An 11,182-nucleotide genomic window follows, 5' to 3' on the forward strand; every position below is an offset into this window, starting at 1 on the left:
GGACGAGGACCACAGGTGACCATGCAGGACACGACCGATCTGGCGGCCACCCGTGGTCGGATCGCCTCTCACCTCGTCGGCCGCGAGCGGGAGCTCGAGCTCACGTTCGCGGCCGTCGCGGCGGGGCGCGACATCGTGCTGGAGGGCCCTCCCGGCACGAGCAAGACGACCATGCTCAAGGCGATCACCGACGAATGGGGCATCCCGCTGCTGTTCGTCGAGGGGAACGCCGACCTCACGCCCGCGAAGCTGGTGGGCCACCACAATCCGGCCCGGGTGCTCCGGGAGGACTACAGCCCCGACAACTTCGTGGCGGGTCCGCTCGTGGAGGCGATGCAGAAGGGCGGGTTCCTCTACATCGAGGAGTTCAACCGCGCACCGGAGGACACCCTCAACACGCTCCTCACCGCGATGGCCGACCGCCGCATCGAGGTGCCGCGGGTGGGGCTGATCGTGGCGGAGCCGACCTTCCGCGTGATCGCGTCGATGAACCCGTTCGACAACGTCGGCACCACGCGGCTGTCGACGAGCGTGTCCGACCGGCTCAACCGGCTCGCCGTCGGCTACCAGGACGCGGAGGCGGAGGAGGGGATCGTGCGTCTGCGCACGGGGGCCTCGGGTCCGCTCGGCGATCGGATGGTGTCGGATGCGGTCGCCGTGACCCGCGCGACGCGCGAGCATCCCGACATCCGTCAGGGCTCCAGCGTCCGCGGCGCGATCGACTGCCTCCTCGTGGCGCGCGAGCTGGCCGAGATCCGCGGGCTCACGGATCCGGCCGACGAGGGGTACCCGCCGCTGTTCTACGACGCCATGGTCGTGTCGCTCTCGGGGCGCATCCACCCCGACGAGGCGGCGGAGACCACACCCGAGCTCGTGCTGCGGCAGATCTGGGAGGACCGCTTCATCCTGAACCCGGCGGTGGCCGAGCCCGGCTGAAGAGCGGTCGAGGCGGATTCGCCGGTCACCCGGCGACGCGAGCGTGAGAGCAGGGCGTCGACGCCCCTGAAGCGGAAGCCCAAGCAGCTCGACGCGCTTCCCACCCTCTTCGAGGCCAAGCCCGGCAGCGGCGGGTCGGTCCTCACCGCTCAGCGTGAGCGACCGGATGCGCGTGCGACGACGAGACCGGGGACCGCGGCTCCCGGGGAGACCGACGAGCGGGGCGAGCTGGTGCTCGCCGGCGAGCTCGAGCAGGCGGAGGTGGATCCCGTCGTCCGCCGTCGTGCCCGGCAGATCGCCGCGCGCCTGTCGGTGCCGAGGCCGCGCAGCGATCACACCGCCCGGCACGGCGCGGGCGCGCTCGCCAGCGTGCCGTACCGCGGCGCGTCGGACGAGATCGACCTCGACCGCACCATCGAGGTGCTGGCCGAGCGGCCGGTCCCCGAGGACGACGACATCATCGTCCGGGACCGCGTGCTCACCCGGCGCGCGGTCGTGCTGGCGGTCGACGTCTCGGGGTCGATGAAGGGCGAGCGGGTGCAGACCGCGGCCGCCACGGTCGGCGCGCTGGCGGCGGAGCTGCACCGCGACGCCCTCGGCGTGATCGCGTTCTGGTCGGACGCCGCCATCCTGCTGCCGGTCGGTCACGAGGTGAAGCCGATGGAGCTGCTCGACACGATGCTGCGCATCCCGGCTCGGGGGCTGACCAACATCGCCTTCCCGCTCGAGCTGGCGGCGGGGCAGTTGGCGCGGGTGCCCGCCAGGGACGCCCGGGTGGTGCTCCTCAGCGACTGCGTCCACAACGCGGGCCCGGATCCGCGCCCGTTCGCGGCGCGGCTGCCGAGGCTCGACGTGCTGCTCGACACGACGGGGGAGAAGGACCTGGACCTCGGCCGCGAGCTGGCGGCCCTCGGTCGTGGTTCACTGCGAGCAGTGCGGACGCACCGCGACGTCGCGCCCGCCCTGAGCGACCTCTTCCGGGAGGCGTGACAACGGATCGTGCATGGAGTACGGTCTTTTGGCACAGGGTGTCAAAACCCCATGACGATGTGACGAAGGCGATGAGGCCTCGAAAGGCAGGTAGGTCATGAACCCGTGGTTCGAGACGGTGGCGGAGGCGCAGCGTCGGGCGAAGAAGCGGCTGCCCTCCTCGGTGTACGGCGCGCTGGTCGCCGGGAGCGAGAAGGGGGTGACGATCGACGACAACCTCGCGGCGTTCAGCGAGCTGGGGTTCGCCCCGCACGTCGCGGGCCACAAGGCCGACCGCGACCTGACCACGAGCGTGATGGGCATCGACATCTCCTTCCCCGTCATCATCTCGCCGACCGGGGTCCAGGCGGTCCATCCGGACGGCGAGGTCGCCGTGGCCCGGGCCGCAGCCGCGCGCGGCACCATCATGGGGCTGTCGTCGTTCGCCTCGAAGCCCGTCGAGGAGGTCGTGGCGGCGAACCCGAACACGTTCTTCCAGATGTACTGGACGGGCACGCGCGAGGCGATGATCCAGCGCATGGATCGCGCACGGAAGGCCGGCGCGAAGGGGCTCATCGCCACCCTCGACTGGTCGTTCTCCAACGGCCGCGACTGGGGGTCGCCGGCCATCCCGGAGAAGCTCAACCTCAAGACGATGGTCGACTTCGCCCCCAACGTGCTGCCGCATCCGAGATGGCTGTGGACGTTCGCCAAGTCGGGTCGTCTGCCCGACCTCACCACGCCGAACCTCCAGGCGCCCGGCGGAGAGGCGCCCACGTTCTTCGGCGCCTACTACGAGTGGATGCAGACCCCGCCTCCCACCTGGGAGGACGTGGCCTGGTTGGCGAAGGAGTGGGGCGGCCCGTTCATGCTGAAGGGCGTCACCCGCGTCGACGACGCCAAGCGCGCGGTCGACGCCGGGGTCACCGCCATCTCGGTGTCGAACCACGGCGGGAACAACCTCGACACCACCCCGGCGACGATCCGGATGCTGCCGAGCGTCGCCGAGGCGGTGGGCGACCAGATCGAGGTGCTCCTCGACGGCGGGGTGCGCCGCGGCAGCGACGTCGCCAAGGCGGTCGCGCTCGGGGCCCGTGCGGTCATGATCGGCCGCGCCTACCTCTGGGGGCTCGCCGCGAACGGCCAGGGCGGGGTGGAGAACGTGCTCGACATCCTGCGCGGAGGTCTCGACTCGGCCGTGCTCGGGACCGGGCACACGAGCGTGAAGGAGCTCGGACCCGAGGACCTCGTGATCCCCCCGGGCTTCACACGCACGCTGGGGGCCTCAGGAGCCGACGAGAGCCCGGCCTCACCGGCACGGAAGACCGGCCAGGCGCGAGCCGGTCAGCGCACCCAGAAGCCGCTCGCCAAGGCCGAGGCGGAGAGCGCCTGACACCCGTGGCGGACCTCGCCGACCTCGCCTGGCCGGAGGTGCCTCCGGCCGGGCTGGTCCTGGTGCCGGTCGGCTCGACCGAGCAGCACGGGCCCCACCTGCCGTTCACCACCGACACGGTCATCGCCCAGGCGGTGGCCGTCGAGCTGGCGGAGAGATCGGGAGCGGTGGTCGCGCCGCCCCTGGCCTACGGGGCGAGCGGAGAGCACCAGAGCTTCCGCGGCACCGTCTCGATCGGCCACGAGGCGCTGGCCTCGCTCGTCGTGGAGCTCATCCGCTCGCTCTCGACCTGGGCCGGTCGGATCGTGCTGGTGAACGGCCACGGAGGGAACGTGCAGACCCTGCGCGAGGTGGTGCCGAGGATGCGTCGGGAGACCCACCGGGTCGCCTGGCTGCCGGCGGGCCTGCCCGGAGGCGACGCCCACGCGGGACGGACCGAGACCTCGTTGATGCTGCACCTCCACCCCGCCGCGGTGCGCCTCGATCGGCTCGAGCCCGGTGCGGCCGGCCATCTGGCCGACCTCCTGCCCGCGCTCAGGAGCGGCGGCGTCGCGGCCGTCTCTCCGAACGGCGTGCTGGGCGATCCGCGCGGCTCCTCCGCCGAGGAGGGCGCCGACGTCTTCGACGCGATCTGCGCCTCGGCCGTCCGGCGGCTGCACGCGGACGTCGTGGGTCCGGACGGCTGCCTGGCGGACGCATGAGGCCACCGGCGCGTCTCCCCGACGGGATGGTCGTGCGCCTCGGCGACCGCGTCCGCGTCGAGGACGACGGTCGCGCCCTGGTCGGCGGTGCACCGCTCCGTGTGATGTACCTCAAGCCCGCCGCCGTGCCCCTCCTGCGCGGGCGCCGGTTGACGGTGACGGATGCGCAGACGGCGGCGCTGGCCGACGTCCTGCTGGGTGCGGGGCTGGCCGATCCCGTCGTCTCGGAGGGAACGCCCGGTCCGCTCTCCGAGTCCGAGGTGACGTGGGTCGTCCCGGTGCGTGATCGGCCGGAGCAGCTCGACCGGCTCCTCGGTGCCCTGGGGGAGGGCGCGACGGTGATCGTGGTCGACGACGCCTCGCGCGACCCCGCGGCGGTGCGGCGGGTGGCCGACGCGCACGGCGCTCGTCTGGAGGTGCTCGCCGTCAACGTCGGACCCGCCGGGGCCCGCAACCACGGCCTGAGGCTCGTGACCACACCCTTCGTCGCCTTCGTCGACTCCGATGCCGTGCCCGAGCCCGGCGCGCTCGATCTCCTGCTCCGGCACTTCGCCGATCCGCGCGTGGCGCTGGTCGCCCCGCGCATCCTCGCCCTCCCTCATCCGCGGCCGACCGCGGTGGAGCGGTACGAGGACGCACGATCGTCGCTCGACCTCGGGGAGCAGCCCGCGCTCGTCCGTCCGCGGTCGTGGGTCTCGTGGGTCTCCAGCACCTGTCTCGTCGGGCGGGTCGAGCTGCTCGGGGAGGGGTTCGGCGACGGGATGCGGGTGGCCGAGGACGTCGATCTCGCGTGGCGCCTCGACGCCGAGGGGCACCGGGTCCGCTACGAGCCGGCCGCGATCGTGCGTCACGAGCACCGAGCGACGCTGGTGCCCTGGCTGGCCAGGAAGGCCTTCTACGGCACGGGTGCGCATCCGCTGGCCGTGAGACATCCCGAGGAGGTCGCGCCGGCCGTCCTCGCCCCGTGGAGCGCGGCGATGCTCCTCGCGCTCCTCGCCCAACGGCGCTGGTCGGTCCCGGTCGCGCTCGCCATCGCAGCGGTGACCGTGGTGCGACTGTCGCGCCGGCTGCCGCAGAGCGCGCATCCGCTCGCCACGGCGTCGAGGCTGACCGCCGACGGGGTGGGTGCCGCGCTGGTGCAGGCCATGGCCCTGCTGCTGCGGCACTGGTGGCCGGGTGTCGCGATGGCGGCCGTCGTCTCGCGCCGGGTCAGGCGTGCCGTCGCCGTGGCCGCGCTGGTGGACTCGCTGATCGAGTGGCGGCGTACCCGCTCGTCGCTCGGCCCGGTGCGATTCGCCGTGCTGCGGCGGCTCGACGACCTCGCCTACGGCGCCGGCGTGTGGTGGAGCGCGCTGCGCGGCCGGTCCACGGCGGCGCTGCGGCCCTCGTTCCGTTCCCGCCCCCGGGGCTGACTAGGCGGCGGTCGCCGCCTTGCGGGCGCGGTGCGCCTCGAGGCGCCGGAGGTGGTGCGCGTGGCCGCGGATCGTCACGAGGCCGGCGATCGTGACCCAGACGAGGAACGGGAAGGTGGCGAAGGCGGTGACTCCTGGCCCACCGGACGAGAACGGGGCGCTGGCGCTCGTGCCGCCGAACATCGAGGGGACCACGGCCACGTTCGTGGCGGCGCACGCCCAGGCGACCCAGGCCGTCCACCGGGGGAGCGCGCCCGAGGCGAAGCTGACGTAGCCCGCGGCGGCGACGACGAGCGCCGTCAGCACGCATCCGATCGAACCGAACATGACGAGGTGTCCCTCGGTGAGCGCCCTGATCGCGGAGGGGTCGGGGGTCGCGCCGATCGTGTCGAGCGCGCTGCCCGCATCCATCGCGTCGCCCACCAGCGTCACCGCGACGAAGACCAGGCCCGCGCCGAACGACAGGTCGGCGATCCACTGCATGTCGTGGCGGGTGTGCGTGATCAGCTGGCGGAAGCTGGCGAGGAAGACCACGAGCGCCGCCATGAGGAACGTGTCGATGAAGATCACGGTGAGGGTGGCGTCGGCCGTCTCGGCGGTGAACGGACCCAACGCCGCCTCGTCGTCGAGCTCGGGACGCGTGCCGATGGTGGTGGTCTGCACCAGGAACTCGGCGATCGTGAGCACGGCCACCGCGATGGCCGAGATGCCCGTCCAGCGCCGCACGTCGGGCTTCATGGTCTCGGGTCGCAGATCGGGCAGGATGCGGGGCACGGACGCTCCTCGAGGTCGGGGTCGTGCTCCATTCTGGTGGCGGTGAGGCCCGCCCCCTGTGCGGCAGGGCCGAGTGTGCTGGAATGGGAGCGTGACCCGGCGCCCCACAGCCTCGCGCGTCGGGGGTCTCCTCGTCGTGTTCACGGTGCTGCTCGGACTCCTGATCGGCGGTGTCCCGGGAGCCGTGCCGGGTGGAGTGCTCGCCTCCGGCCAGGCGTCCGCGGCCGTCCCGTCGGTCGCTCCGGTCGGTGCGCTGCACACCTCGGGCTCGACCATCCTCACCGCCGACGGCCAGCCCTTCGTGATCAAGGCCGCCTCCTGGTTCGGCATGGAGACCTCGACCTGCTCGCCGCACGGGCTCTGGGCGATCACCCTCGACGAGGGGATGGCGCACCTGGCGTCGATGGGGTTCAACACGGTCCGGGTGCCGTTCTCGAACGAGTGCATCGAGGGCACCGTCACGACCTCGATCGGGCGAGAGCTCAATCCCGGCCTCGCGGACCTGTCGCCACTGCAGCTCCTCGATGCGGTCGTCGCCTCCGCCGGCAGCCACGGGCTCTCCGTCATCCTCGACCGCCATCGCCCCGACTCGCAGGCCCAGTCCGGCCTCTGGTACACCGACCGGTTCCCGGAGTCGACCTGGATCGCGGACTGGCAGATGCTCGCCGCCCGGTACGCCGGGAACCCGACCGTCATCGGCGCGGACCTCCACAACGAGCCCCACGACGCCGCGTGCTGGGGCTGCGGCGACCCGGCCGTCGACTGGCGGGCCGCCGCCGAACGCGGCGGCGACGCCGTGCTGGCGGCGAACCCCGACCTGCTCATCATCGTCGAGGGCGTGGCGCGGTCGGAGTCCGGCGACTTCACGTGGTGGGGCGGCTCGCTCGACGACGCCGGCGACGATCCGGTGACCCTCGACGTGCCCCACCGGGTGGTCTACTCGCCCCACGAGTACCCGGCCTCGGTGTACCCGCAGCCGTGGTTCTCCGACCCCGACTACCCCGCGAACCTCCCGGGCATCTGGAACCAGAGCTGGGGCTACCTCGTCGAGGACGGCATCGCCCCGGTGTTCGTCGGGGAGTTCGGCACCGGTCTCGCCACGGCGAGCGACCAGCAGTGGCTCGCCGCGTTCGTCCAGTACCTCGCGAGCACAGGCACCAGCTTCGGGTACTGGTCGTTCAACCCCGACAGCGGGGACACCGGGGGCCTCGTGGCCGATGACTGGAAGACCCCTCAGACGGCGAAGCTCGCCGCGCTCGAGCCCCTCCTCGGCCCATACGCACCGCCCGCCGCGCGGGGCAGCATCCGCGGCGCGGTCGTCCTCCGCACCATCAGGGGTCATGTGTAGGGCACTCCTGCCCGCTCCTGACAGCGATCTCCACCCGGTCTCCACCCCGTCTCCACCCTGGGGTGGTGGGCCAGGCAGCGGCCGACGACGATCGTGGAGACATGGTCCCGCAGAACCTCGTCAGCATCGTCCTCGTCCTCGCCGCCCTCGTGTGGCTCAGCATCCGGCAGACCACCTGGTCGCCGGTGAGCCCCGATCGCCTGTTCCGCGGCCCCGTCATCCTGGGCATCGTCGGAGCCGTCATGATCGTCTCGAACGGACAGGCCGCCTCGTTCGACGCCACCGACATCGCGCTCCTCGTCCTGGAGCTGGCCGTCGGAGCCGCCGTCGGTGCCGTCATCGGTCTCGTCGCGCACCTCCGCCCGCTCTCGGAGGAGGGACGCCGGACGTGGGAGGCGCGGAACGCCCGGCGGCCTGGGGTAACCGAGCCGCGGTTCGAGGCCAGGAACGGGTGGCTCGGGCTCACCCTCTGGCTCGCCCTGATCGCCGCGCGCATCGCGTTCACCGTCTGGGAGTCCTCGACCGGGGGACACCTGGCGCAGGCGGGCGGGGTGATCCTGCTCCTCCTCGCCGCCAACCGCGTGGTCCGCTCCGCCGTCATCCTGTGGCGTGCACCTCGAGTGCTCACCGCGACTCGGGCATGATGCAGGAGTGAGCATCGCACTCCCGGCCCCGCCCGGCGGCAGGAGCCCTCTCTCGAGGGCCCTGTCGCTCGTCGGCGTGGCGGCCGTGGCGGTCGTCCTGGTGGCTCGGGCGCAGGCGACCCCGGTATGGGCGCTCCTCGCCGCGATCACGGGACTGGCCGGATGGGCGCTGCTCGCGTTCCTCCCCGCCCGCAGCCCGAGGGTGGTGCGCCGCGCGGCGCTCGCGGTCATGATCCTGTCCGGCGCGCTCGCGGCCGTCCCCACCCAGGTCGTCGGTGCGGTGCCGCTCGTCGTCGGACTGGTCGGGATCGTCGCCGACGTCGCCCTGGCCTGGTGGGCGGGACTCGTCGCCGCGCTCGTGGCGGCGACCCTCCTCGCGGGTGTCACGCTCGCCGCGCCGCCGCCGCCCGGGGTGATCGTCGGCGCGGTGGCCTGCATCGCCCTGGGATCGCTGATCGGCGTCACGCGGAGGCAGCAGGTGACCGCGAGGATCGCGGAGTCGACGCTCGCCGCGGAGCGGCTGGCGACGCAGACGGAGCGCGCGAGGTCGGCCGCGCTCGACGAGCGCGCGCGGATCGCGCGCGACCTGCACGACACGCTCGCGCACTCCCTCGGAGCCCTGGTCGTCCAGCTCGACGCCGTGGAGGCGCTCGCGGAGGCCGGGCGGACGGAGGAGGTGCTCGCCCGCGCTCGATCCGCTCGCTCGCTCGCGGCCGAGGGACTCGTCGAGGCGCGCCGCGCCGTCCAGACGCTGCGTGAGGAGCCGGCGGGTCCGGTCGACGGTCCGTCGGTGGAGCAGGCGATCGCCGACCTCGTGGACCGCGAACGCGGACTCGGCGCCGCGGTCACGGCGACCCTCGACGGCGGCGGCCTCCGACTCGAGCCCGCGGCGGCCGAGGCGCTGCGCCGAGCGGCACAGGAGGCCCTCACGAACGCCAGGAAGCACGCCCCGGGCCGTCCCGTGGAGGTCTCGCTGTCGGGCACCGCGACGACCCTGGTGCTCGAGGTGTCGAACACCCTCACCGGGCTCCGCGACCCCGCGCATCCGCTGGCCTCCTCGGGCTCCCAGAGGGGGATCTCGGGCATGCGCGAGCGGATCGCGTCCGTTCCGGGTGCGACGCTGCGCGTCGGCGAGCTCGACGGGCGCTTCATCGTGCGGATGGAGGTGCCGGTCTCGTGATCCGGATCGCGGTGGTGGACGACCAGGCCATCGTCCGGGACGGGCTGGTCACGGTGCTCGGTCTCATCGAGGGCTTCGAGGTCGTGGGCGAGGCGGAGGACGGCCTCGCCGCCCTGGAGCTGATCCCGGACGCTCGTCCCGACGTGGTGCTGATGGACCTGCGGATGCCGAGGCTCGACGGCGTCGCGGCCACGGAGCGGGTGGTCCGCGACCATCCGGAGGTCGCGGTGCTCGTGCTCACCACGTTCGCCGACGACGTCTCGGTGGCGGGGGCGCTGCGCGCCGGCGCCCGGGGCTACCTCACCAAGGACGCCGGGCGAGAGCAGCTCGAGGCCGCGGTGCGGGCGGTGGCGTCGGGGCAGACCACGCTGTCGCCTCAGGTCCGCGACGCGGTGCTCGGTCTGGCTCCGACGGCCCGCGATCTCCGCCTGCGGGAGCGGTTCCCGACGCTCACCGAACGGGAGGCCGAGGTGCTCGCGCTCGTCGCCGAGGGGCGCACGAACGGCGAGATCGCGGCGCAGCTCTTCCTCGGGGTCGCCACGGTCAAGAGCCATGTGAACTCGGTGTTCGCGAAGCTGCACGTGGAGACCCGGGCGCAGGCGGTGGCCGCGGCCCTCCACGGCTGAGCGCGGTCAGGGGCGGAACGTCCCCAGCGGCCGAGAGCAACCGGCCGACGCGGCCCTCACCGGCTGAGCACCGCGAGCACGCGCATCACCCAGCCGCGCCGGCCGATCGAGGCCAGGCTCGCCTCGCCGGCGCAGAAGCGCACGAAGAAGCGCGCCCCCCAGCGGGTGTGCGAGACGATCCAGTGGATCAGCGCGGGCCACCGCTCGAACACGGCCAGCAGAGCGGCACCGCCGCGCTGCTCCGGCTCGAGCACGCTCTCGACGAGTCGGGCGTAGCCTTCGAGAGCCTGCGGTCCGGTTCGCGAGGCGGCGGCTGCGGCCTCGCCCGCCCAGCGGCCCGACCGGAGGGCATAGGAGATCCCCTCCCGCGTCCACGGCTCGAGGAGCCCCGCGGTGTCGCCGGCGACGAGCACCCTGCCCCGCACGACCGGCGAGCCCGCCTCTCGCCACTGAGTCAGGTGCCCGGACGAGTGGGCCGTCGGTGCGTCGACGAGACCGAGATGACGCTTCCACCGGGCGAGGTACTCCCTCGTCTCCTCCGGTGCACCTCGGCGCGCGATGACGCCGACCGCCAACCGGTCGCCCTTGGGGAAGAGCCACGCGTAGGACCCCGGCTGCTCGCCCCAGTCCAGGAGCACCGCCTCGGGATCGCCGTCCCATCCGGGCGGTGTCTCGACGTCGTCCTCCAGGCCGAGGTCGACCTCGCGCACTCGCACGCCGACATGGCGTCCGATCCTCCCGCCGGCGCCGTCGCATCCGACCACGATGCGCCCGACGAGGGTGTCTCCCGCGGTGCGGAGCGCCACCGTGCCGTCACCCGGGTCGAGGACCTCCCGCACGCTCACCCCCGCCCGGAACTCGGCCCCGGCCGAGACCGCGGCCGCGAGCAGGGCGGCGTCGAAGGGCTCGCGGTGCGTCATGCCGAGGAACGGCTCCGACCGTTCGACGACGGTGCCCGAGCCCCGGCGCCGGGTGAAGGCCGCTCGGCGGATGTGCGTCTGCACCGTGTGGGCCGCCTCGGCGGGCACCTCGTTCCGCGAGACGCCGAGCAGTCCGCCGCCGCAGGTCTTGTACCGGGGGAAGTCGGAGCGATCGACCAGGAGCACGCGAGCGCCCCCGAGCGCGGCAGCCCGGGCGGCGGAGGAGCCGGCCGGACCGGCACCGACCACGATCACGTCCCAGGGCCGGTCGGAGTCCAT

The 11,182-nt window shown here is 73.4% G+C and carries 11 protein-coding genes; 9 read left to right on the forward strand and 2 right to left on the reverse strand.

All coding sequences use genetic code 11. The annotated features are described in order from the left end of the window. The first annotated feature begins 21 nt into the window (after nucleotides 1–21). The 5 genes from IEX69_RS00355 to mftF all read left to right on the forward strand — a co-directional run bounded on the left by IEX69_RS00355 (nucleotide 22) and on the right by mftF (nucleotide 5,411). On the forward strand, nucleotides 22–936 hold the full coding sequence (locus tag IEX69_RS00355) for an AAA family ATPase (RefSeq protein ID WP_085021411.1): 915 nt from the start codon (nucleotides 22–24) through the stop codon (nucleotides 934–936). 231 nt (nucleotides 937–1,167) lie between these two features. Beyond that, entirely contained in the window at nucleotides 1,168–1,926 is a 759-nt protein-coding gene (locus IEX69_RS00360; RefSeq protein WP_217348683.1) for a vWA domain-containing protein, read from the forward strand. A 97-nt stretch (nucleotides 1,927–2,023) separates the two neighbouring features. Then, nucleotides 2,024–3,298: a pre-mycofactocin synthase MftD gene (gene mftD / locus IEX69_RS00365; RefSeq protein ID WP_085019168.1), complete on the forward strand. Its 1,275-nt coding sequence runs from the start codon at nucleotides 2,024–2,026 to the stop codon at nucleotides 3,296–3,298. A 5-nt stretch (nucleotides 3,299–3,303) separates the two neighbouring features. Continuing rightward, nucleotides 3,304–3,999 (forward strand): mycofactocin biosynthesis peptidyl-dipeptidase MftE, encoded by a 696-nt coding sequence (gene mftE, locus IEX69_RS00370; RefSeq protein WP_085019169.1) that lies wholly within the window; start codon nucleotides 3,304–3,306, stop codon nucleotides 3,997–3,999. Next, on the forward strand, nucleotides 3,996–5,411 hold the full coding sequence (gene mftF / locus IEX69_RS00375) for a mycofactocin biosynthesis glycosyltransferase MftF (RefSeq protein ID WP_085019170.1): 1,416 nt from the start codon (nucleotides 3,996–3,998) through the stop codon (nucleotides 5,409–5,411). The genes mftE and mftF overlap by 4 nt, the downstream gene beginning before the upstream one ends. Here the strand turns inward: mftF and IEX69_RS00380 are convergent, their stop codons facing one another. After that, nucleotides 5,412–6,185 carry a hypothetical protein gene (locus IEX69_RS00380; protein ID WP_085019171.1) on the reverse strand — a complete coding sequence of 258 codons (774 nt, stop codon included), beginning with the start codon at nucleotides 6,183–6,185 and terminating at the stop codon, nucleotides 5,412–5,414. A 91-nt stretch (nucleotides 6,186–6,276) separates the two neighbouring features. Here IEX69_RS00380 and IEX69_RS20740 point away from each other — a divergent pair, with 91 nt between their 5' ends. From IEX69_RS20740 to IEX69_RS00395, 4 genes are all read left to right on the forward strand, one after another. Beyond that, nucleotides 6,277–7,533, forward strand: a complete 1,257-nt coding sequence (locus IEX69_RS20740; protein ID WP_229756184.1) for a glycoside hydrolase family 5 protein — start codon at nucleotides 6,277–6,279, stop codon at nucleotides 7,531–7,533. Between the two features lie 101 nt (nucleotides 7,534–7,634). Then, entirely contained in the window at nucleotides 7,635–8,177 is a 543-nt protein-coding gene (locus tag IEX69_RS20745) for a hypothetical protein (RefSeq protein ID WP_229756185.1), read from the forward strand. 7 nt (nucleotides 8,178–8,184) lie between these two features. Then, the gene (locus tag IEX69_RS00390) at nucleotides 8,185–9,357 is read left to right on the forward strand and encodes a sensor histidine kinase (RefSeq protein ID WP_085019172.1); all 1,173 of its coding nucleotides are present in this window, start codon (nucleotides 8,185–8,187) and stop codon (nucleotides 9,355–9,357) included. Continuing rightward, on the forward strand, nucleotides 9,354–9,983 hold the full coding sequence (locus IEX69_RS00395) for a response regulator transcription factor (RefSeq protein WP_085019173.1): 630 nt from the start codon (nucleotides 9,354–9,356) through the stop codon (nucleotides 9,981–9,983). Before IEX69_RS00390 ends, IEX69_RS00395 begins: the two co-directional genes overlap by 4 nt. A gap of 56 nt (nucleotides 9,984–10,039) precedes the next feature. Here the strand turns inward: IEX69_RS00395 and IEX69_RS00400 are convergent, their stop codons facing one another. Next, nucleotides 10,040–11,182 carry a geranylgeranyl reductase family protein gene (locus IEX69_RS00400; protein WP_085019174.1) on the reverse strand — a complete coding sequence of 381 codons (1,143 nt, stop codon included), beginning with the start codon at nucleotides 11,180–11,182 and terminating at the stop codon, nucleotides 10,040–10,042.

Source organism: Cnuibacter physcomitrellae (assembly GCF_014640535.1).
Taxonomy (GTDB): Bacteria; Actinomycetota; Actinomycetes; order Actinomycetales; family Microbacteriaceae; genus Cnuibacter; species Cnuibacter physcomitrellae.

Coding starts and splice junctions, on each gene's coding strand:
- IEX69_RS00355 (WP_085021411.1), top strand. CDS start 22: ATGCAGGACACGACCGATCTGGCGGCCACCCGTGGTCGGATCGCCTCT.
- mftF (WP_085019170.1), top strand. CDS start 3,996: ATGAGGCCACCGGCGCGTCTCCCCGACGGGATGGTCGTGCGCCTCGGC.
- IEX69_RS00400 (WP_085019174.1), bottom strand. CDS start 11,182: ATGGACTCCGACCGGCCCTGGGACGTGATCGTGGTCGGTGCCGGTCCG.
- IEX69_RS20745 (WP_229756185.1), top strand. CDS start 7,635: ATGGTCCCGCAGAACCTCGTCAGCATCGTCCTCGTCCTCGCCGCCCTC.
- mftD (WP_085019168.1), top strand. CDS start 2,024: ATGAACCCGTGGTTCGAGACGGTGGCGGAGGCGCAGCGTCGGGCGAAG.